This is a genomic window from Enterobacter cloacae complex sp. 309I3 (genome assembly GCF_050031595.1).
In the GTDB taxonomy this organism is placed as follows: Bacteria; Pseudomonadota; Gammaproteobacteria; order Enterobacterales; family Enterobacteriaceae; genus Enterobacter; species Enterobacter cloacae.
In genome coordinates this window covers 2042973-2063172 of sequence record NZ_JBLGWI010000001.1, presented here as the reverse complement: position 1 = coordinate 2063172, position 20200 = coordinate 2042973, and the positions used below count along the sequence as shown (strand labels likewise).

The 20200-nt window shown below is 52.9% G+C and carries 23 protein-coding genes; 11 read left to right on the top strand and 12 right to left on the bottom strand.

Annotation, left to right across the window (positions count from 1 at the left end; translation table 11 throughout):
• The first annotated feature begins 5 nt into the window (after positions 1–5).
• From ACQG22_RS09815 to lpp, 4 genes are all read left to right on the top strand, one after another.
• Entirely contained in the window at positions 6–1151 is a 1146-nt protein-coding gene (locus ACQG22_RS09815; protein ID WP_058679100.1) for a trans-sulfuration enzyme family protein, read from the top strand.
• A gap of 73 nt (positions 1152–1224) precedes the next feature.
• Positions 1225–1521 carry a hypothetical protein gene (locus tag ACQG22_RS09810; protein WP_418250441.1) on the top strand — a complete coding sequence of 99 codons (297 nt, stop codon included), beginning with the start codon at positions 1225–1227 and terminating at the stop codon, positions 1519–1521.
• Between the two features lie 7 nt (positions 1522–1528).
• Positions 1529–2941: a pyruvate kinase PykF gene (gene pykF / locus ACQG22_RS09805; RefSeq protein WP_013096950.1), complete on the top strand. Its 1413-nt coding sequence runs from the start codon at positions 1529–1531 to the stop codon at positions 2939–2941.
• A 311-nt stretch (positions 2942–3252) separates the two neighbouring features.
• Positions 3253–3489 carry a murein lipoprotein Lpp gene (gene lpp / locus ACQG22_RS09800; protein WP_001082307.1) on the top strand — a complete coding sequence of 79 codons (237 nt, stop codon included), beginning with the start codon at positions 3253–3255 and terminating at the stop codon, positions 3487–3489.
• A 61-nt stretch (positions 3490–3550) separates the two neighbouring features.
• Here lpp and ldtE read toward each other — a convergent pair whose 3' ends face one another.
• The 7 genes from ldtE to sufA form a co-directional block, all read right to left on the bottom strand.
• Positions 3551–4564 (bottom strand): L,D-transpeptidase LdtE, encoded by a 1014-nt coding sequence (gene ldtE / locus ACQG22_RS09795; RefSeq protein WP_023620680.1) that lies wholly within the window; start codon positions 4562–4564, stop codon positions 3551–3553.
• A 97-nt stretch (positions 4565–4661) separates the two neighbouring features.
• Entirely contained in the window at positions 4662–5078 is a 417-nt protein-coding gene (sufE, locus tag ACQG22_RS09790; RefSeq protein ID WP_048971211.1) for a cysteine desulfuration protein SufE, read from the bottom strand.
• Positions 5079–5092: 14 nt separating this feature from the next.
• Positions 5093–6313, bottom strand: a complete 1221-nt coding sequence (gene sufS, locus ACQG22_RS09785; protein ID WP_248766854.1) for a cysteine desulfurase SufS — start codon at positions 6311–6313, stop codon at positions 5093–5095.
• Positions 6310–7581, bottom strand: a complete 1272-nt coding sequence (gene sufD / locus ACQG22_RS09780) for a Fe-S cluster assembly protein SufD (RefSeq protein WP_061772717.1) — start codon at positions 7579–7581, stop codon at positions 6310–6312. Before sufD ends, sufS begins: the two co-directional genes overlap by 4 nt.
• On the bottom strand, positions 7556–8302 hold the full coding sequence (gene sufC / locus ACQG22_RS09775) for a Fe-S cluster assembly ATPase SufC (RefSeq protein WP_013096955.1): 747 nt from the start codon (positions 8300–8302) through the stop codon (positions 7556–7558). Before sufC ends, sufD begins: the two co-directional genes overlap by 26 nt.
• Before the next feature lie 9 nt (positions 8303–8311).
• Positions 8312–9802 (bottom strand): Fe-S cluster assembly protein SufB, encoded by a 1491-nt coding sequence (gene sufB / locus ACQG22_RS09770; RefSeq protein WP_013096956.1) that lies wholly within the window; start codon positions 9800–9802, stop codon positions 8312–8314.
• A gap of 8 nt (positions 9803–9810) precedes the next feature.
• Positions 9811–10179 carry a Fe-S cluster assembly scaffold SufA gene (sufA, locus tag ACQG22_RS09765; protein ID WP_008500631.1) on the bottom strand — a complete coding sequence of 123 codons (369 nt, stop codon included), beginning with the start codon at positions 10177–10179 and terminating at the stop codon, positions 9811–9813.
• 469 nt (positions 10180–10648) lie between these two features.
• Here sufA and ACQG22_RS09760 point away from each other — a divergent pair, with 469 nt between their 5' ends.
• The 3 genes from ACQG22_RS09760 to ACQG22_RS09750 are packed head-to-tail and all read left to right on the top strand — an operon-like array spanning position 10649 to position 11907.
• On the top strand, positions 10649–11173 hold the full coding sequence (locus tag ACQG22_RS09760) for a DUF2778 domain-containing protein (protein ID WP_058651506.1): 525 nt from the start codon (positions 10649–10651) through the stop codon (positions 11171–11173).
• Positions 11145–11414 (top strand): hypothetical protein, encoded by a 270-nt coding sequence (locus ACQG22_RS09755; protein ID WP_065180196.1) that lies wholly within the window; start codon positions 11145–11147, stop codon positions 11412–11414. The genes ACQG22_RS09760 and ACQG22_RS09755 overlap by 29 nt, the downstream gene beginning before the upstream one ends.
• Position 11415: 1 nt before the next feature.
• Positions 11416–11907, top strand: a complete 492-nt coding sequence (locus tag ACQG22_RS09750) for an Hcp family type VI secretion system effector (RefSeq protein WP_058651504.1) — start codon at positions 11416–11418, stop codon at positions 11905–11907.
• 55 nt (positions 11908–11962) lie between these two features.
• On the opposite strand, the gene ACQG22_RS09745 is transcribed toward ACQG22_RS09750, so the two are convergent.
• On the bottom strand, positions 11963–12691 hold the full coding sequence (locus ACQG22_RS09745; protein WP_013096958.1) for a MerR family transcriptional regulator: 729 nt from the start codon (positions 12689–12691) through the stop codon (positions 11963–11965).
• Between the two features lie 190 nt (positions 12692–12881).
• Positions 12882–14102: a diguanylate phosphodiesterase gene (locus ACQG22_RS09740; protein ID WP_013096959.1), complete on the bottom strand. Its 1221-nt coding sequence runs from the start codon at positions 14100–14102 to the stop codon at positions 12882–12884.
• Positions 14103–14443: 341 nt separating this feature from the next.
• Between ACQG22_RS09740 and ycgZ the strand changes: the two genes are divergently transcribed.
• The 4 genes from ycgZ to fdhF all read left to right on the top strand — a co-directional run bounded on the left by ycgZ (position 14444) and on the right by fdhF (position 17642).
• The gene (gene ycgZ / locus ACQG22_RS09735) at positions 14444–14683 is read left to right on the top strand and encodes a regulatory protein YcgZ (RefSeq protein ID WP_013096960.1); all 240 of its coding nucleotides are present in this window, start codon (positions 14444–14446) and stop codon (positions 14681–14683) included.
• Between the two features lie 4 nt (positions 14684–14687).
• Positions 14688–15008 (top strand): hypothetical protein, encoded by a 321-nt coding sequence (locus ACQG22_RS09730; RefSeq protein ID WP_029883869.1) that lies wholly within the window; start codon positions 14688–14690, stop codon positions 15006–15008.
• Between the two features lie 29 nt (positions 15009–15037).
• Complete coding sequence (locus ACQG22_RS09725; protein ID WP_013096961.1) at positions 15038–15316, top strand: biofilm development regulator YmgB/AriR family protein; 279 nt, start codon at positions 15038–15040, stop codon at positions 15314–15316.
• Between the two features lie 175 nt (positions 15317–15491).
• Entirely contained in the window at positions 15492–17642 is a 2151-nt protein-coding gene (gene fdhF, locus ACQG22_RS09720; protein ID WP_369706618.1) for a formate dehydrogenase subunit alpha, read from the top strand.
• Between the two features lie 47 nt (positions 17643–17689).
• Here fdhF and fliB read toward each other — a convergent pair whose 3' ends face one another.
• From fliB to ACQG22_RS09705, 3 genes are all read right to left on the bottom strand, one after another.
• A complete protein-coding gene (fliB, locus tag ACQG22_RS09715; protein WP_369706617.1) occupies positions 17690–18907 on the bottom strand; it encodes a flagellin lysine-N-methylase in 1218 nt (405 codons plus the stop codon).
• Positions 18908–18995: 88 nt separating this feature from the next.
• On the bottom strand, positions 18996–19640 hold the full coding sequence (locus ACQG22_RS09710; RefSeq protein WP_062857232.1) for a helix-turn-helix transcriptional regulator: 645 nt from the start codon (positions 19638–19640) through the stop codon (positions 18996–18998).
• Positions 19641–19691: 51 nt separating this feature from the next.
• Positions 19692–20180 carry a fimbrial protein gene (locus ACQG22_RS09705; RefSeq protein ID WP_095439348.1) on the bottom strand — a complete coding sequence of 163 codons (489 nt, stop codon included), beginning with the start codon at positions 20178–20180 and terminating at the stop codon, positions 19692–19694.
• Positions 20181–20200: the final 20 nt, after the last annotated feature.

Genomic DNA, 20200 nt, shown 5'->3' with positions numbered 1-20200 from the left:
CAAGAATGAAAAATCTCGCCACGCTCAGCGTACACAGCGGCCAGGTTAACGATCAACACGGCGCGGTCATGCCGCCCATTTACGCCACCTCGACGTTTGCGCAACCGTCGCCGGGGGAGCATACCGGCTACGAATATTCCCGAAGCGGCAATCCTACCCGCCATGCGCTGGAAACCGCCATCGCCGAACTGGAAGGCGGCACGCGCGGCTATGCTTTTGCCTCCGGTCTGGCCGCCATTTCCACCGTACTGGAGCTGCTGGATAAAGACAGCCATATCGTCGCCATTGATGACGTGTATGGCGGCACCTACCGTCTGATTGAAAACGTGCGCAAGCGCAGCACCGGGCTGCGGGTCAGCTGGGTAAAGCCCGACGATCTGGCCGCGCTGGAAGCCGCCATTGGTCCCCAAACGCGCATGATCTGGGTGGAGACGCCGACTAACCCGCTGCTGAAACTGGCCGACCTGGCAGCCATCGGGGCCATTGCCCGCCGCCATAACGTGATAAGCGTGGCGGATAACACCTTCGCCTCCCCGGTCATTCACCGTCCGCTGGAGCTGGGTTTTGATATCGTAGTGCACTCCGCCACCAAATACCTGAACGGCCATTCCGACGTGGTAGCCGGGCTGGCGGTGGTGGGCGATAACCCGGCGCTGGCGGAACGGTTGGGTTATCTGCAAAACGCCATCGGCGGCGTGCTCGATCCCTTCAGCAGTTTTCTGACGCTGCGCGGAATGCGTACCCTGGCTCTGCGGATGGAAAAGCACAGCAGCAACGCGCTGGCGATTGCGCAATGGCTTGCGCAGCAGCCGCAGGTCGAAAAGGTGTTCTATCCGGGGCTGGATTCGCACCCGCACTATCAGCTCGCCCGCAGGCAAATGGCGCTGCCGGGCGGGATGATTTCCGTCGTGGTGAAAGGCGATGCGCAACGTGCGACGGAGGTGATCCGCAAGCTGAAGCTGTTCACCCTCGCAGAAAGTCTCGGCGGTGTGGAAAGCCTGGTGAGTCAGCCCTACAGCATGACCCACGCCTCAATTCCGCGCGAGCAGCGTCTGGCTAACGGCATTGTGCCGCAGCTGATCCGCCTGTCCGTGGGGATCGAAGAGGCACACGATCTGATTGCCGATCTGAGTCAGGCGCTGGAAAAATAAGCAAAAGGCGGCAGGCCCCTCGCCTGCCGCCATAAGATGTCATTATGCCTTAACGCATTGATAACAATATTATGTGAAACTGCACAGATTATTTCTGAAACACCGTTTCCATTTTCCTTTTATCTTAAAATCAGCGTATAATGCGCGCCAAATCCCTGGTGAATGGTTTCAGCGCTTGGAATACAAAAAACAACGTACAACTTCTCCTCTCCTTCGTTGGGCTGTCACTCAGGCACACTTTCTTCTGCACGCTCATTTGATGTCTCCTATCCTTAGTGCGTGTCATATACTCTTTTGCAACACAGGTTTGACTCCGCGGCGGTGCGCCCCCGGAGCGAGATTTCCATATCCTTCCCAACTTAAAGACTAAGACTGTCATGAAAAAGACGAAAATTGTTTGTACCATCGGCCCGAAAACCGAATCTGAAGAGATGCTGACCAAAATGCTGGACGCCGGCATGAACGTTATGCGTCTGAACTTCTCTCACGGTGACTACGCTGAACATGGTCAGCGTATCCAGAACTTGCGCAACGTCATGAGCAAGACCGGTAAAAAAGCCGCCATCCTGCTGGATACCAAAGGTCCTGAAATCCGCACCATCAAACTGGAAGGCGGTAACGACGTCTCCCTGAAAGCGGGCCAGACCTTCACCTTCACCACTGACAAGTCTGTGGTCGGTAACAGCGAAATCGTTGCGGTAACCTATGAAGGCTTCACCAGCGATCTGTCTGTGGGTAACACCGTGCTGGTAGACGATGGTCTGATCGGAATGGAAGTGACCGCCATCGAAGGCAACAAAGTCATCTGTAAAGTGCTGAACAACGGCGACCTGGGCGAAAACAAAGGCGTTAACCTGCCAGGCGTTTCTATCGCGCTGCCAGCACTGGCTGAAAAAGACAAGCAAGACCTGATCTTCGGCTGCGAGCAAGGCGTTGATTTCGTAGCTGCCTCCTTCATCCGTAAACGTTCCGACGTGGTCGAAATCCGTGAGCACCTGAAAGCGCACGGCGGCGAGAAGATCCAGATCATCTCCAAAATCGAAAACCAGGAAGGCCTGAACAACTTCGACGAAATACTCGAAGCGTCTGACGGTATCATGGTTGCGCGTGGCGACCTGGGTGTTGAAATCCCGGTTGAAGAGGTGATCTTCGCGCAGAAGATGATGATCGAGAAATGTGTCCGCGCACGTAAAGTGGTTATCACTGCCACCCAGATGCTGGACTCCATGATCAAAAACCCACGTCCAACCCGCGCAGAAGCAGGCGACGTGGCGAACGCCATCCTCGACGGTACTGATGCCGTCATGCTGTCTGGCGAATCCGCGAAAGGTAAATATCCGCTGGAAGCGGTGTCCATTATGGCCACCATCTGCGAGCGTACTGACCGCGTGATGACCAGCCGTCTGGACTTCAACAACGACAGCCGCAAACTGCGCATCACTGAAGCGGTCTGCCGCGGTGCGGTAGAAACGGCTGAGAAGCTGGAAGCGCCACTGATCGTGGTTGCAACGCAGGGCGGTAAATCTGCGCGTGCCGTACGTAAATACTTCCCGGATGCTACCATCCTGGCGCTGACCACCAATGAAACCACTGCGCGTCAGCTGGTGCTGAGCAAAGGTGTTGTTGCGCATCTGGTGAAAGAGATCGCCTCTACTGACGATTTCTACATTCAGGGTAAAGAACTGGCGCTGGAAAGCGGCCTGGCACAGAAAGGCGACGTGGTGGTAATGGTATCGGGTGCACTGGTACCGAGTGGTACAACCAATACCGCCTCTGTTCACGTGCTGTAATAATGTTCAAACGAATTAGTTTTTGATAAAAAGCGTCCTTCGGGGCGCTTTTTTTATTCGTGGTATTAGCCAACTCTATTCAAAAAGCAAATCGGGTTTTTCTATTTAATCGCGATTTATGTAAGACGAATCCGATGAAAAATGCCTTTTTTAACATAGCTTTTTCGACAAAAATGCCGAATTCGTTGCTTCTTTGAGCGAACGATCAAAAATAGGCGTATTCCCATCAAAAAAATATTCTCAACCCAAAAAAGTTTGTGTAATACTTGTAACGCTACATGGAGATTAACTCAATCTAGAGGGTATTAATAATGAATCGTACTAAACTGGTACTGGGCGCGGTAATCCTGGGTTCTACTCTGCTGGCAGGTTGCTCCAGCAACGCTAAAATCGATCAGCTGTCTTCTGACGTTCAGACTCTGAACGCTAAAGTTGACCAGCTGAGCAACGACGTGAACGCAATGCGTTCCGACGTTCAGGCTGCTAAAGACGACGCAGCTCGCGCTAACCAGCGTCTGGACAACCAGGCTACTAAATACCGTAAGTAATAGTACCTGTTAATAAAATGGCGCACATTGTGCGCCATTTTTTTTGCCTGCGTCAAACCCCCTACTGCGTCACCTTCTCGCCATCCTCTTCCGTTACCGCAGCAGAGACACGGCTGTTCTGCACGGACTGCACGTTGTTGCTGGCCGACGGGCCGTTAGCCGCCGATACGGCGACCGGGATCCCCGCCCGGCGCGACAAGGCTTTATCAATAAGCGCTTTGTCACTTCCTGCCTGAGAAACAAACGAGGCAAAGTCAGCGGAATGGGTAATAGGTGTAATCTGCGGGTTTTCTCCCTCCACCTGCGCCAGCGGACGATGCACTTCAATATAGCGTTTGCCATCCGGCTCGACGGAGAACTTCACCGGCTCATTAATAATCTGCACCCGTGTGCCGACCCGCACCTGTTCGAACAGGGCTTTAATGTCCGGGGCATTCATGCGCATACAACCTGAACTCACCCGCAGCCCAACGCTGTCCGGCGCACTGGTACCGTGGATGAGATATTCCCCATTGCCCACGCCTAAACGCAGTGCAAAGCGCCCCAGCGGGTTATTTGGCCCGGCGGGTACGACCGGCGGCAATTTAATGCCCTGCTCCAGAGAGCGCGCTCTGATGCCCGGCGTCGGGGTCCAGGTTGGATTAGGGATCTTCTGACTCACGCGGGTCGTCGTGACCGGCGTCTCAAGTCCCAGCTGTCCAATCCCCAGCGGGAAGACCTGAACAATATTTCCCCCCGGCGGATAGTAGTAAAGCCGTAACTCGGCCAGGTTCACCACAATACCTTCGCGTGGCGTGTCCGGAAGCAGCATCTGGGATGGAATGGTAATCACCGTTCCCGGCGCAGGGTTTACCGGCGCAATGGTATTATTGGTTTCAAGGATGAGCTGTGCCGCAGTATTAAACCGACGTGCGATGGTCTGAAGTTTGGTATCCCCTTCCTGTATTGTGTAGGTTTGATTTTGCCCAATCAGACGGCTGCCTGCGGGCGGTAACGGATAATCCATCGCACTGGCCGAATTAAGAGCGCCGAGCGAACCAAGGAGTAAGAGTGTTATTAGAGACGCGCGCTTCATGCTGAGATTCCTTATTCACTGACAGAACGCCAGAAAGCTGAAAAACCAGCGAGGCGGGAACCACCTCGCGAAACAGAATGAATGCTGTCCTGTAAGTCTAGCTAATGATTGCAGCTTTGGCGCGGATGGCGCGAATCATCGCTTCCAGCCCCTGGGAGCGGGACGGGGTGAGGTGTTGGGTCAGGGCCATTTTTTCAAACCACGGGCGCACATCAAAGGCGACAATATCCTGCGCGGACATCTGGTGGTAGAGAATAAAGACCACGGCGATAAGCCCTTTCACAATCGCGGCATCGCTGTCGCCGTGCAATTCAATCGTACCGTCGCCCTTTTGCTCCATCACAATCCACACCTGGCTCTGGCAGCCCTGAATAATATTATCCGGGTTATGCGCCTCTTCACTGAGCGGCGGCAAACGCTGCCCCAGCTCAATAATATAGAGATACTTTTCTTCCCAGTTTGCGCAACGTCCGAAGTTACGCAGTAATTTATCTTTGTCCGGCAACTCTGCCATTGTTCGCTTCTCCGTTAGCCCAGCAACTGGTGAATGCGTTTTAGCCCCGCCACCAGCCTGTCGACCTCTTCCGTTGTGTTGTACATCACCAGCGACGCGCGGCACATTGCCGGGACCTGATAAAATGCCATCAGCGGCATGGCACAGTGGTGCCCCGTACGCACGGCCACGCCATAGTTATCGAGGAAACTGCCCACATCATAGGCATGGTGTTTTCCCAGATTGAACGCAATCACGCCCTGCCGGTTGGCCGGGCCATACAGGGTCAACTCGGGCACGCTGGCAAGCTCCTGCAGCGCGTAGTGCATCAGCATCTGCTCATAATCCTGGATGGCCTCAAGGCCAATGGAGGAGACATAAGAGAGAGCAGCCCCAAGCCCGATAATCCCGCCGGTGTTGGGCGTACCAGCCTCAAAACGCCACGGCGCGTGCGCGTAGGTGGTCCCTTCCGACAGGCTGACGGTGGCGATCATCGAGCCGCCCCCTTCCCACGGCGGCATGGCCTGCAAAATATCGTCTTTCACATACAACACGCCGATCCCGGTTGGGCCATAAAGCTTATGCCCGGAGAAGACGTAAAAATCGCAGTCCAGCGCCTGCACATCCACCGCGTGATGCATCACCGCCTGAGCGCCATCAATCAGGACCTTCGCGCCCGCCCGGTGGGCTTTTTCGACGATCTCTGCCACCGGGTTTTCAGTGCCCAGCACGTTAGAGACCTGGGTTATCGCCACCAGCCGCGTGCGGTCGTCCAGCAGGGCATCAAGGTGCTCAAGCTGAAGCGTGCCATCCTGATTCAACGGGATCACCCGTAGCGCAGCACCCACACGCTCACAGAGCATCTGCCACGGCACGATATTGGCGTGGTGTTCCATCTCGGTGATGATGATGTTATCGCCCGCGTGGACCTGCGCACTGCCCCAGCTGTTGGCGACAAGGTTGATCCCTTCCGTCGTGCCGCGCACAAACACCAGTTCTTCCGGCGATCGCGCATTCAGAAAATCGGCCACCTGGGTGCGGACGTTCTCCATACGCTGGGTCGCCTCTGCGCTCAGCGTATGAATACCGCGATGCACGGCGGCGTAACCGTGGCGGTAGAATTCGGCTTCTGCATCCACCACCTGATTCGGTTTTTGCGCGCTGGCTGCACTGTCGAGATAGGCCAGCGGCAGTCCATTCACTTCACGGGTCAGAACCGGGAAATCGGCCCGTACTTTCTCTACGGGAAAACTCATGCTTCGCCTCCAGGCAGACGCTGACCAATACGGGCCAGCACCTGCTGTTTTAACAGGCCATCATCCAGCGCCTCCGTCAGCTCTGCGGCAAAGGCGTAGATAATCATTTTCTGCGCCGCCTGCTGGTCAATACCGCGCGAACGCAGATAGAACATCTGTTCATCGTCAATGCGCCCGACCGTGGCGCCGTGGCTGCATTTGACGTCGTCGGCATAGATCTCCAGCTGCGGCTTGGTGTCCACTTCTGCCAGGCGCCCCAGCAGCAGGTTGTTGTTGGTCATCTGCCCGTCGGTCTTAATGGCGTGTTGCGCCACATTGATCAGACCGTTAAACACCGCGCGGCCTTTGTCGCTGACAATGGTTTTGTGCAGCTGGCGGCTGTTGCAGTAGCCTTTGTTGTGCTCAAGCCAGGTCCGCGTATCACACACTTCCGATTTGACCGGCATCGCCAGGCTGTTGATGCGCAGGGTGGTGTTCTCGCCGTTAAGCTGCGTACTGGTATTGTGACGCAGTACCGCGCCCCCCAGCAGGAAGCTGTGGCTGTATGCCGCTGCATCTTGTCCAAGCAGGATATCGTTATGCGCAAAGTGGTGACTCTGCGGGTTCTCGAATGCCAGCTTGATATGGTGCAGCTGAGCGTTGGCGGCGACATTCATCGTCAGGCGCGCCCCGGTAAAGTGGCGGGTATCGTTGAGGCTGACGTAATGTTCAATAATCGTGGCCTCCGCCCCCTCCGCCAGCTCCAGATGGTGGCGATAGTGCGCAGTATTGATTTCATCGCCGTCCAGGCCCTGGGTGATATGCATCAGCAGCAGCGGTTTCGCCGGGCGCTGGTTTCGCTTCACGTGAATCTGCGTCACACTCTGTGCCAGGCTCTCGGTAAGGTGCAGAAAGACCTCCGGCTGCACGGGTGCCGTCAGGCTCTGGCGCTCATCATTAATGGCGATCGTATAACCGCTCTCGTCGGTGCTGTCGCTCAGATCAGGACGGAACTGGCCGTCGACAAACACCAGGCGCAGAGCATCCACATTCAGCGCCAGTGCATCGCGCTGCATCGGGGTGATATCCGCCCGTTGTGAGACAAATTCAGCGTTCAGCAGGCCCTCAAGCGGCGTGTACTTCCAGTTCTCATGTTTACGCGTGGGTAAACCGAGGCGCAGCATCTGTTGCAGGTGCTGTTGTGCCTGCTCAGAACGCCTTCCGCCCTGCGCTTCAAACAGGCGGTGCCACTGCTGAAGCGCATTACTGCTGTTCGGTAAGCCAGCCATAACCCTGCTCCTCCAGTTGTTTGACCAGCGTGAAATCACCGGATTTCACAATGCGCCCCTGGTAAAGCACGTGGACGTAATCCGGTTTGATGTAGTCAAGAATACGCTGATAGTGGGTAACGATAATGAATGACCGTTTGCCGTCGCGCAGAGAATTCACCCCGTCGGCGACAATCTTGAGGGCATCGATATCCAGACCGGAATCGGTCTCATCCAGAATGCACAGTTCAGGTTCAAGCACCGCCATCTGCAGAATGTCGTTGCGCTTCTTCTCGCCGCCGGAGAAACCGACGTTTACCGAGCGCGTCAGCAGATCTTCCGGCATTTTCAGCAGCTTGATCTTCTCTTCCATCAGGTCCTGAAAATCAAAACGATCCAGCGCCTCCAGGCCACGGTATTTGCGTACCGCGTTGAGCGCCGTTTGCAGGAAGAACTGATTACTGACGCCCGGAATTTCGACCGGATACTGGAAAGCCATAAAGATGCCCTCCCCCGCGCGCTCTTCCGGTGACATCTCCAGCAAATCTTTGCCGTTAAACTCCACCGAGCCGTTGGTCACTTCGTAATCTTCGCGTCCCGCCAGCGTCGCTGAAAGCGTACTTTTCCCGGAGCCATTCGGCCCCATAATGGCGTGGACTTCACCCGGCTTGACGTCAAAATTGAGGCCACGCAGGATGGCTTTGTCTTCCACGCTAACCTGTAAATCTTTAATACTTAACATGTGCTTTCCTTAACCGACGCTGTGTTCAAGACTAATGGCGAGGAGTTTCTGGGCTTCAACGGCAAATTCCAGCGGCAGTTCAGAGAACACGTCCTTACAGAAGCCGTTGACAATCATCGAGATGGCATCTTCTTCACTGATCCCGCGCTGCAGGCAGTAGAAAAGCTGATCTTCCCCGATACGCGACGTTGTCGCCTCATGCTCAAGCTGGGCGCTGTTGTTGCGACACTCCACGTACGGGAAGGTATGCGCGCCGCAGTCTGCGCCAATCAGCATGGAGTCACACTGGGTAAAGTTTCGCGCGTTGGTGGCCGTTGGCATGATTTTCACCAGCCCGCGATAGCTGTTCTGGCTGTGTCCGGCGGAAATACCTTTTGAGATGATGGTCGATTTGGTGTTTTTACCAATGTGGATCATCTTGGTGCCGGTATCCGCCTGCTGATGGCCGCTGGTCAGCGCAACGGAATAAAACTCGCCGATGGAGTTATCCCCGCGCAAAATACAGCTCGGATACTTCCAGGTAATGGCCGAGCCGGTTTCAGACTGGGTCCAGGACATCTTGCTGTTTTCGCCTTCGCACAGCGCACGCTTGGTGACGAAGTTGAGGATACCGCCGGTATTACCGTCGCCCGGGAACCAGTTCTGCACCGTGGAGTATTTCACTTCGGCGTCTTTATGGATGATGACTTCAACCACCGCGGCGTGGAGCTGGTAGCTGTCGCGCACCGGCGCGGAACACCCTTCGATGTAGCTGACGTAGCTTCCTTCGTCCGCCACCAGAATGGTGCGCTCGAACTGGCCGGTCTTTTCCGCGTTGATGCGGAAATAGGTCGACAGCTCCATTGGACAACGTACCCCTTTCGGCACGTAGATGAAGGTGCCGTCTGAGGCGACCGCTGCGTTGAGCGCCGCGAAGAAGTTGTCGTTAGACGGCACCACGGTGCCAATGTACTTTTTCACCAGTTCCGGGTGATCGTGGATCGCTTCGCCGAAAGAGCAGAAAATGATCCCCTGTTCCGCCAGCTTCTCACGGTAGGTGGTTGCCACCGAGACAGAGTCAAAAATGGCGTCCACCGCCACCTCTTTCCCTTCGCGAACCGGCACGCCAAGCTGGTTAAACGCCTCTTCCACCTCTTTACTCAGGAAGCTATTATCCGCCCCGGTTTGCTGTACCGCGCCGGGCTGCGAGGCGCAGGTGTCGTCACAGCTGCCGCAGGAAGGTGCAGAGTAGTAGCTGTAATCCTGATAATTTAACTTATCGTAGTGGGCTTTCAGCCAGTGCGGCTCTTCCATCTCCAGCCAGGCCCGGTAAGCGCTCAGACGGAATTCGAGCATCCACTCCGGCTCGTTACGTTTGGCTGAAATTGCGCGCACGACATCTTCGTTGATGCCCTTCGCCAGTTCATCAGTTTGCAGCTGGGTGAAGAACCCCTCTTTATAGTTGAGGTGTCCGCCGCTCCAGGTATTTACTTCACTCGTTGCTTCAGTATTACGAGACATAGTACCGCCTATACCCCAAAGCTTTCGCCGCAGCCACATTCGTTCTGGGCTTTCGGGTTATGAAATTTGAATAACTGGTTTAAACCTTCACGCACGTAGTCCACTTCGGTGCCGTCGATAAACGGCATCGCCTGAAGCGCGACATACAGTTTTGCGCCATCCGTTTCAAACACCAGATCATCTTTTTCGGGTTCGGTGACGGTGTCGAGCACATAACCAAACCCCGCGCAGCCGGTCTGCTTGACCCCTAAACGCACGCCGAGGATCTCTGGCTTTTTCGCCACCAGCTCATGAATATGTGCCGCCGCCGCTGGCGTGAGCGTTAAACCGCGCCAGGCGAAATCGGCAGGGTTAAAGGTTTCTGAATGCAGTTCCATAGGTCCACCTCATCTGATAAGCCATCAGGGCATAACACCATGTTAGTGATAACGATTATCACTTCAACCCTCTGACAGCAGGGGCATTAGGCTTAATCGCCCTTTTTGCCTGGTTTTATTAAGCATAGACTCTGTGAGAGGATGCTGGCGGGATGGATTTAATTGTTCAATGCATTGATTAATAATGCATTTCGCTGCGGCGATCGTCTGATTAAAAGGAAAAGCAAAATATGCATCGGAAATGCCTATTTTTGAGATAGCTTCTTTAATGGCGTACACACCATCATGAAGATGCGATTTGGTGCATAGAAAGATGGCCAGCCCATCCACTAACACAGCGAGATAGCACTTTTCGACAGTAAACAATCTAATAATTAGGGTCTTTTTCTGAAAACATACCCTAACTCTGGATCGCATAATTAATCGCTGTAGAATTAACCACACACATTTCAAGGACTTTGGGTGTTACATGGCGTTACAGGGAAAGATGATTCTAAACGGCGCAGATTACGCACCTTTCAATCTGTTTGGAGTGGGCGTGTTCATGGCGCATTCGGGGTTGGGGGCCAGCAGAAACAATGCCAGTTGCGGGCATGTCGCAAACACTGGTTCTATCCCCCCAGGAAAATACTGGATTGTAGATCGCAGGGAAGGCAATTGGTTTTCGCAAAAAAAAGAAGAGATTCACGATATAGCTAATAGATTTGTTGGCCGAAATGCTTTTGGTAAATCTGACTGGTTTGCTTTGTGGCGTGAAGACTGGGGCATTGATGATTACACATGGATAGAAAGCGTAAAACGTGGAAATTTTCGACTGCATCCCGGTACGGTTTCAAAAGGATGCATAACTATCGCCAATATGTCTGATTTTGCGATGATTCGTAACGCCCTAATGAGTACATCACTTATTCAGGTTCCATGCATGCGGTCACTAATGGCGCGGGGATGGGTGGAGGTGGTAGCGGGTGGCTACGTTAAAAAACCTTGTATGTAGGGCAAGTAAAATTATTTATTTTCTCATTTTATTGCTTATTGTTGGTTATATGCTACCAGGACCTGAATTATATGTTGATTATGATTTAGCCAGAAAAACAGCAATGTTTATCAACGGAAATGAGAATGCAGAATCAATGTATGACGCCTATTCATTTATTGACTGGATTACAATGCTAATTATTATTAGCCCTTTTTATATTTTAACAATGAAGTTAATCAAAAAAATAAGGAGAAAATAAAATGCCTATACCTCCATATATGTGGCTTAAAGACGATGGCGGTGCAGATATCAAAGGATCTGTTGACGTACAAGATCGTGAAGGAAGTATTGAAATTATCGGCCTGAGCCACGGTATAAATTTACCCGTTGACAGCGCAAACGGCAAAATCACCGGCACCCGCCAGCACTCATCCATGATGATTGAAAAAGAGGTTGATAGTTCTACGCCATATCTTTACAAGGCTGCAGCAACCGGGCAGACGCTGAAAAGCGCAGAAATCAGGTTTTACCATATCAATGATGCAGGCCAGGAGGTTTGCTATTACACCGTTCTTATGGAGAATGTGAAACTAACTGGCGTCCATTGCAGCGTTCCGAATATAAAACTGGCTGGCAACGATAAAATGAATCACATTGAAAGCGTCAGCATTCAATATGAAAAAATCACCTGGAGAATTATTGACGGCAATATTCAATTTTCAGATGCATGGAATGAGCGCCACACAAGCTGAGTATTTTTGTGGGGAAAGGGACAAAAAAGAAAAAGGCCCTCAAGGCCTCTGATGATTAATGATGAAAGGCGACGGAAAAACCCTGTTCACGCCAGTGATCGAGCTGTTCCTGCTGACGGGGCGTGGGCGATTTTCCCGTCCAGACAAAGAGTTTCTGCCCGGGGAAGAGTTCGGGACGCGGTGAATCAATCGGCTCTGCCAGCACGTCGATATGCCAGCCCTTATTGGCTAAGCGCGCGGCTTCAAGCCACAGATGAGTGCGGTCGTCGCACTCCCAACCGATGAGCAACGCATCTTTACCGGCTTTTTTACGCGATTCTGCCAGGCTTGCCACGGCGAATTCGATCAGCACACCATCAAACAGGCTCGCCATGTGGCGCACCGTATTTTGATCCTGATTCATGCGCTGCCTTACGGGGGTAATAATGTTGTCGATCAGCGCATCCATCGCGTGATCGCGGCGAAACTCGCCAATTTTTGCGCGCAGTTTTGCCGGGCTGGCATAGCGCAAAACGGTCATCATCTCTTCCTGGAAAGCGGCCCAGTTACCTTGGGTCATCACTTCCTTGTTCTCCAGCAAGGCTTTTACTTTCCCCACCGAAACGCCTGATTTCATCAGACGTTTGATCTCTTCAATACGCAGGATATCCTCGTCGTCGAACTGACGATGACCCCCTTCACTGCGCTGCGGCTTCAACAAACCATAACGGCGCTGCCAGGCACGCAGCGTAACGGGGTTGATACCGCATCGTTCGGCGACTTCGCCGATACTGTAATAGGCCATTAACTCCCTCACGCTCAATACTTCCATACCCAACCACAGCAACCTTATCAGATTGTACAAGCTATTTGTATAACTAAGACCTCAGTTTGAAACAGGTGAATGGTGAGGACACCATCCACGCCGTTAACTCTATTGTTGTCTAAATTCCGCCTTCCGTACAGTTAACTCTGCCAAAGGTTGTACAGCTTTATCACAATCCAGACTTTTTCTCGGGCCACGAAATTGCCGGAATGCCGCCATGTCGGGGGCTGGCAAACAGATGCCCCTGGAACTGGGAAATTCCCGCAGATTCCAGCCACATCCACTCCTCAGCCTTCTCTACGCCAACGGCGCAGAACTGAATTTCCAGCGAGGAACAGCACTTGATAATCGCCTGAATGATGGCCTGACGCGGACCGCTTTTATGCACATCCAGCACCAGATCGCGATTAATCTTAATTCTGTCCGGCTGGAACTGGGCCAGCAACTGCAGCCCGGCAAAACCGGCCCCGAAGTGATCGATCGTCACGCTGATACCGGCACTTTTTAACTGCCGGACCGAATGGGTAAACTCATCGAAGCGCGAGATGGCTTCACTTTCGGTGAATTCCACCACAATTTGCTCCGGCACAAAGCCGTTCGCGTCGATAGCGGTGAGCAGGAAATCGACGGCATGCGGGACATTGACCAGCGTCATGGGCAACAGGTTAATCGACAGCGTCTGATTCTGTAGCCCCAGCGCACTGGCCATGGAGAGCGCAACCTGTTTGCTGTGCAAATCTGCTGCGTAGACCTCTTCGCGCGGAAGCGCCGCAAAATAGGCCCGTGGCGAGTCGCCGGATGGCGTGCGCAGCAGTGCCTCCCAGGAGACCACCTCCTGCATAAAGGGATCCACAATCGGCTGAAATGCAAAGCTGCAGTCCGCCCCTTTTGCTACCACCGGCGGTTGTGCGGATAACGGCGTCTCCTCGGGGATAAAATCCCAGGCATCGGCGGGCGGCAATTCAAAATAGTTGGCCTTCTCGGTTGCCTCAACGAACGTGCGGAAGAATTGCAGCGGACGATCGTTATAGGTCAGCTGATAGCGGGTCGTGCCCTTATTAAGCACCTGCTGAAGAACATCTTCCCGGTCGAAGTGACGCAAATCAAAGAGCTCCATCCCAACATTGCCAAAACGCCGGGAAGGTCCGTGATCGCGCATCAGTTCCACCACATTGTGGTGACGCGGATCGCGGCAGATCTGCTCATAAATGGCGGTCACGTTTTCGACTGGCCCTTCGAGCAACTGAAAAAAGTGCGTGCCGTTAAACAACAGGATCCCCGTGACGTCGGATTGTCGGTTTTTACTATCTGCAGCAGCGACCATGGTTTCCAGCGCTTTCACCGGAACGTCATCGCAGATATGGCTGCGGTATATGATGGTTGTCAGCATGCTTTTCCTGGAGGGGTTAGGGGTTTGGCCACGAAAACGCGTGGATAGAGTTCTGTTATAGCATATTAATTGTCAGGCAAATAATTTACGCCTCAATGATTTAGGACGTTTATGACCCGAGTTTTCGATGTTGTACAACTTAACCACGACGCTTCAAGTTGTACAATATATTCTGTTACGATACCGTTACAAACTCCATCAATAACCCTCTGAAATGTAAAAGGTTTATAAAATATATCATAAAATATTTAAAAATCTGTACATTTTTAATGTACAGATTTGGGATTTGTGTATACCTTAAATGTAACGTTAGTGATTACTAAATTTTACAGGAGCGAAACATGCAACAGAACGGTTACGTCGCAGATTCTGCCGCCGCTATTGCGCAGTACTTCGAAAAAGCCGCGCTTCCAACGCAACAGGAAACGCTGGGTGAAGTTGTGGTTGAAATTCTTAGCGACGGGCGAAACCTCAACCGCAAGTCGCTCTGCACCAAACTCTTAAGTCGCCTCGAAAAGGCCGAAGGGCCGGAAGAGGAACAGCATTACCACATGCTGCTTGGTTTGCTCTTCGAACGGTAACGTTATGAATCGCAGTGACGCTGAAAGACTCACAGACCAGCTTATCGGTGAAGCCGTGCTTTCCCTTCTGAAAGAACGGGGGCCACTGACGACCGATTCTCTGGTACAGCGTCTGCGTAAAATGCAAATACATGAAAAGGATCCCCGGCGGCGGGAGACACTGGCGAGGGTGATAGCCGACATCGGCTCAAAAAACAGCGCCTTTATACGTCGCAGAACCGCGCAAGGACGACCAATCAGAGAGGGATCTCTCAAGGATAACAGAGACAATGTAGTGCCGTTATTTGGTGATGGAAAACCGTCCAATCCCAGGAAAATACATTGACTGCAATTTAACAGCTACGGTGAGAACAAATGAGACAGAATATTCAGCCACAACCCGAATACCATTCGGCTTTTCTGGACAGCGCTTTGTCGGAGTATTTCCGCCACGCTGGCGATCGTTTTGCTGAAGAATCCGCGATTTTTTCTACTGCAGTACGTTGTGTCCTGGCCACGGAAGGTCACCTTACCAACAAAGCGATCATTCTCTGGCTGATCCAGACGCTGGAAGCGACGGATGACGTGGTTCAGGCCGACGTCATTCGTAAAACGCTGGAAATTGTTGTGGGTTACACAATGGACGACCTTTAAAATTAGCTAACGTGTCATCGTCATAACTGTCGACCAGCCTGACGATGACACCCCTCCCCCCTCATAACACCCTGTGAAACACGCATCGTAAAGATGGCACACTTCCTGCTTACTCCTCTTTACGGGATCGGGCTCTCCGGTCATCTTGCTTCATTTCTTAACAGGTCTGTTATTGATGAAAAAAATCGCCAGCGTCTGCCCTTACTGTGGTGCAGGCTGTAAATTAAACCTCGTTGTTGAAAATAACCGTATTATCCGTGCCGAAGCCGCAGACGGCGTAACCAATCAGGGCACCTTGTGCCTGAAAGGCTTTTACGGCTGGGACTTCCTTAACGATACCCGCTTGCTCACCCCTCGCCTGACGCAACCGATGATCCGCTACCACAAAGGCGAACCCTTTACCCCGGTCACCTGGGACGAGGCCATTCGTTATACCGCCAACAAGCTTAAAAACATTAAAGCGCAGTTCGGCCCGCGGTCCATCATGACCACCGGCTCTTCCCGGGGGACGGGCAATGAAACCAACTATGTGATGCAGAAATTCGCCCGTGCGGTACTCCATACCAACAACGTGGACTGCTGCGCACGCGTCTGCCACGGGCCTTCCGTGGCGGGTTTGCAGGAAACGCTGGGCAACGGCGCGATGAGTAATTCCATTAACGACATTGAACACTCAAAATGCCTGCTGGTTTTCGGATACAACTGCGCCGATTCCCATCCTATTGTCGCCCGCCGCGTGCTGAAAGCCCGTGAGAACGGTGCGAAAATTATCGTCTGCGATCCGCGTCGGATTGAAACAGCCCGCATTGCCGACCAACATCTGCAACTGAAAAACGGCAGCAATATGGCACTGGTTAACGCCTTTGGCTATGTGCTGCTGGAAGAGGAGTTGTACGACAAAAACTACGTCGCACGCTTTACGGAGGGGCTTGAGGCCTACCGGCAGACGGTGAAAGAGTACGCGCCAGAGAAGGTCGAACATCTGACCGGCATACCCGCCCACGATGTCCGCCAGGCGATGCGCACTTTCGCAGCGGCCCCCTCCGCGACCGTGATGTGGGGAATGGGCGTCACACAGTTTGGTCAGGCCGTAGATGTGGTAAAAGGGCTTTCGAGTCTGGCGCTGTTAACCGGTAACCTTGGTCGCCCTGCCGTCGGCGTCGGTCCCGTTCGCGGACAAAATAACGTGCAGGGAGCGTGTGACATGGGCGTTTTGCCCAATATGTTCCCCGGCTATCAGGACGTGACGGACCCGGCTATCAGGCAGAAGTTCGCCGATGCCTGGGGAATTGACGTTACGGTAATGGACGATCGCGTCGGCACGCGTATTACCGAGGTGCCGCATCTCGCCCTGGAAGGTAAAGTCAAAGCCTATTACATCATGGGGGAAGATCCGCTGCAGACGGAGGCCGATCTCGGTCTGGTGCGCAGCGGCTTTGAGGCGCTCGACTTTGTGGTGGTTCAGGACATCTTCATGACCAAAACGGCGGAAGTGGCGGATGTTCTGTTACCCGCCACCTCCTGGGGCGAACACGGGGGCGTCTTTACCTGTGCCGATCGTGGCTTCCAGCGTTTCGGCAAGGCCATTGAGGCCAGCGGCAACGTAAAACGCGACTGGGAGATCATCAGCCTGCTGGCGACAGAAATGGGCTATCCGATGCACTACACCTCAAACCAGCAGATCTGGGATGAGATGCGCGCGCTGTGTCCGCTGTTCTACGGCGTAACATACGAAAAAATGGGCGAAATGGGCCATGTCCAGTGGCCATGCCCAACGCTCGATCACCCCGGCACACCGTATTTGTACAAAGATAATCACTTCGACACGCCAACCGGCAAAGGGCAACTGTTTGCCGCGCCCTGGCGAGCGCCCGCTGAAACACCAGACGAAGACTATCCTCTGGTGCTCTGCACAGTGCGCGAAGTGGGGCATTACTCCTGTCGTTCCATGACCGGGAACTGCGCTGCGCTGCAAAGCCTGGCCGACGAACCGGGTCGGGTACAATTGAACCCGGCGGATGCGGAACAACGCGGTATCACTGACGGGCAACTGGTCTGGGTGCGTTCGCGCCGTGGTAAAGTGATTACCCGCGCCAGCCTCAGCGAACGCATCAACCCCGGGGCTGTATATATGACCTATCAGTGGTGGATTGGTGCCTGCAACGAACTGACGCAGGATAATCTTGATCCGATCTCCAAAACGCCGGAAACGAAGTATTGTGCGGTTCAGCTGGACGCCATTGAGGATCAACGCTGGGCTGAGGACTTTGCGGCATCGGCGTACCAGTCCATGAAGTCTCGGCTGATCAGTGCGGTGAATGTCTGAGAAAATGCCGGGTGGCGCTGCGCTTACCCGGCCTACGTTACGGGCGTTTATCCAATCAACAGCAGGCAGGATAAATCATCGCCGCCATTGATTTTATCAATCGCAGCGTCCATGCGGGCATCAATGGTGTTATTGTGCATGGTCTTTTCGGAGAGGCTGGCGATGGTTTTCATTACCACCTGTTGGTCGATTTCGCCCTGCATCGATCTCACGCTGAGGATGAATTTGATATAGAAAAAGTCCAGCACGATACGATAAAACTGACGCATCATCGTCGCCATGTTTTTGCCGGGGAAATAGCTGCTGTAGAGTTTGTACAGCAGGTAATTGCGTAACACGTAAGGTTCTGACAAACAGGAATCCTCACATAATTTGTGCCACTGCTGATTAATCGCGTCGAATTTTGTCTCCAGTTCCGCCGCGTCGCTTATACCGGCAACATCCAGGTATGCGGCAATTTGCTGATGCCCTTCAAGAATAAAACCGTCCCGGGCTGAATCTTTTGCAACATGCGTTCCCATGACGGACAACGCCAGATATTTCATTGCGTTTGACTTCGCCAGATGACCGGAATCCATCAGCGATTTTCCGCTTTGCAGCTCATTGAGAAGCGCTTCGTAGAAATTTTCCACTTCAGCAAATTTATTATGCAGATCAAAGTTAACGTGCTGGAGACAAAGAATAAACTGCGCCAGCGCCATCAAATTTTCTTCTATTTTACGGGATGGCGACTGGATTAAATTCCAGGCGAAAAGATGGATCACCTGTTGAGTCTGCGAGACAGACTGGCGCTGCCCAATCAAATTGGTTTTATAGCCCGCCACGAGCTCATCCTGCTCCTGAAGCAGCATCGCATCCGGGTCAAACAGCACCCGCCGCACCACCTCCGGGCAAGAGAGCGTCATCGTGTGCCGTGTCTCATCCTGGTAGCGAGTTGAACTCCGGGGGTAAGTGCTGCAGGTATGCGAAAGCGCCTCTTCCCCCAGATCGCGGTGGACCATGCAGAGCTTGTTTTCATCGATAAAAGGACAGTCCCCTTTTTCGTTTAACTTCACTCTGGAGTAGCTGTTCTTACCCTTTCTCTGCAGGATAAGGCTCTTTTTGGCAATGGCGGCAATCTCTGTGTGCGGGGAGAGAACGTATTTCTGATGGGTTTTCTTGTCGATAGCGATTGTCCAGCCACGACAACATGACATTAAGCATTCTGGCCCAACACACTTAAATTTACAGACAAAAATCGGCTTGATGGTTTTGTGAATTTGCATAGCGAAGGCGTCATTATATAAAGCATAAAAAGTACCATGACGCGCGCGCTATGCTAAAGGCGCATAACGGCGCACAAATTCAGGTAATTTACAGTATCAAAGAGAATGCGAGATAGTCACCGAGCCGGTTTGGGTAACTGTTCCTTTGCACCATTCGGCGAATAAGGGCAATCAGTTCAAAATCGGTTCGCAGATTAAACTTTTGCATCATTACATACTTTTGCGTAAAAACGGTTTTATCGCTGATCTTCAGCGCATGCGCGATCTGCACTACCGATAATCCCCGGTAAAAATTGGCCATAATGCGTTTTTGCTGGGGTGATAATATTTTATGCTGACACTCTGCGCAGCTTTTTTGCTTCCAGCTGTTCCCCGCCAGCTCTGCGCGGTACCAAGCGATGAACAGCACCTGGCTTATCCGATCAAGCGAAGCACGACGCGAAATAAAAATAATATCGTTAAAGCAGGAGGGTAAGGCAGAAAAATGATATTCATCGTCTACCAATCCGATCACAATCCCTTTCTGGCGCGCCTGTAATTCGGGAAAACAGACCAGCGCCTCCCCCATACAAAACGAGAGAACGATAATATCGGCGGCACTGACGTTATCACGGCTAAGCTCCGCCTCGAAATGAATCTGCTGCTTAAAATTACGCAAAAAGAATTCCACAAAGAAACACTGCAGCCCATGGTGAAAAAATTGGTCTGTCTCTTGAATCAGAATATTCAACATAGCAAATACCGATGTGGGTCAGTCAATAAGCGTTATTAACGCGCGGGATTGTTAATTGTATTGCATGGTCATCACAACAACTGCGCTGACACTGCCCGGCGTCGCGCCACCGGTTACAGATTTTACCGAAGCCTGCATGGCCATGGTCGCCGTTCTGTCCGGCGCAATATTTTGCGTTATGCTGGACCCGGTCCCCTTCAGCGTTCCCGTTGCGGCCTCACGCATGGCTATCGCCACGTTTGTCGCCGAGCCGCTGTTCATGTAGTAGTCCGCACCGGCCGCCGGATCGGGGGTGCCGGTGAACGAGACCGTGACGCTGCGGGTCCCCGCCGGGCACTGGGCAAATTGCAAATTAAACGGCACCGGATCGGATGTCGATCCCGGCGTCGCCATATTAGTCGCCTGTATATTTCCAAGATTAATATCCAGGTTTGCGCTCCCGCCATTAAATACGCAGGGCGAGGCGATGATATTTCCCGTCACGCCCAGATTAACGCTATCAGCTGCAATGACGTTCCAGCTGAATGCAAGGAGGAGCATCCCTCTCCTGAAGGGTAATT

Excerpts from the sequence above, each read along its gene's own strand:
- ACQG22_RS09815 (WP_058679100.1), top strand. The coding sequence starts at position 6 with ATGAAAAATCTCGCCACGCTCAGCGTACACAGCGGCCAGGTTAACGAT.
- pykF (WP_013096950.1), top strand. The coding sequence starts at position 1,529 with ATGAAAAAGACGAAAATTGTTTGTACCATCGGCCCGAAAACCGAATCT.
- lpp (WP_001082307.1), top strand. The coding sequence starts at position 3,253 with ATGAATCGTACTAAACTGGTACTGGGCGCGGTAATCCTGGGTTCTACT.
- ldtE (WP_023620680.1), bottom strand. The coding sequence starts at position 4,564 with ATGAAGCGCGCGTCTCTAATAACACTCTTACTCCTTGGTTCGCTCGGC.
- sufE (WP_048971211.1), bottom strand. The coding sequence starts at position 5,078 with ATGGCAGAGTTGCCGGACAAAGATAAATTACTGCGTAACTTCGGACGT.
- sufS (WP_248766854.1), bottom strand. The coding sequence starts at position 6,313 with ATGAGTTTTCCCGTAGAGAAAGTACGGGCCGATTTCCCGGTTCTGACC.
- sufD (WP_061772717.1), bottom strand. The coding sequence starts at position 7,581 with ATGGCTGGCTTACCGAACAGCAGTAATGCGCTTCAGCAGTGGCACCGC.
- sufC (WP_013096955.1), bottom strand. The coding sequence starts at position 8,302 with ATGTTAAGTATTAAAGATTTACAGGTTAGCGTGGAAGACAAAGCCATC.
- sufB (WP_013096956.1), bottom strand. The coding sequence starts at position 9,802 with ATGTCTCGTAATACTGAAGCAACGAGTGAAGTAAATACCTGGAGCGGC.
- sufA (WP_008500631.1), bottom strand. The coding sequence starts at position 10,179 with ATGGAACTGCATTCAGAAACCTTTAACCCTGCCGATTTCGCCTGGCGC.
- ACQG22_RS09760 (WP_058651506.1), top strand. The coding sequence starts at position 10,649 with ATGGCGTTACAGGGAAAGATGATTCTAAACGGCGCAGATTACGCACCT.
- ACQG22_RS09750 (WP_058651504.1), top strand. The coding sequence starts at position 11,416 with ATGCCTATACCTCCATATATGTGGCTTAAAGACGATGGCGGTGCAGAT.
- ACQG22_RS09745 (WP_013096958.1), bottom strand. The coding sequence starts at position 12,691 with ATGGCCTATTACAGTATCGGCGAAGTCGCCGAACGATGCGGTATCAAC.
- ACQG22_RS09740 (WP_013096959.1), bottom strand. The coding sequence starts at position 14,102 with ATGCTGACAACCATCATATACCGCAGCCATATCTGCGATGACGTTCCG.
- ycgZ (WP_013096960.1), top strand. The coding sequence starts at position 14,444 with ATGCAACAGAACGGTTACGTCGCAGATTCTGCCGCCGCTATTGCGCAG.
- ACQG22_RS09730 (WP_029883869.1), top strand. The coding sequence starts at position 14,688 with ATGAATCGCAGTGACGCTGAAAGACTCACAGACCAGCTTATCGGTGAA.
- ACQG22_RS09725 (WP_013096961.1), top strand. The coding sequence starts at position 15,038 with ATGAGACAGAATATTCAGCCACAACCCGAATACCATTCGGCTTTTCTG.
- fdhF (WP_369706618.1), top strand. The coding sequence starts at position 15,492 with ATGAAAAAAATCGCCAGCGTCTGCCCTTACTGTGGTGCAGGCTGTAAA.
- fliB (WP_369706617.1), bottom strand. The coding sequence starts at position 18,907 with ATGCAAATTCACAAAACCATCAAGCCGATTTTTGTCTGTAAATTTAAG.
- ACQG22_RS09710 (WP_062857232.1), bottom strand. The coding sequence starts at position 19,640 with ATGTTGAATATTCTGATTCAAGAGACAGACCAATTTTTTCACCATGGG.
- ACQG22_RS09705 (WP_095439348.1), bottom strand. The coding sequence starts at position 20,180 with ATGCTCCTCCTTGCATTCAGCTGGAACGTCATTGCAGCTGATAGCGTT.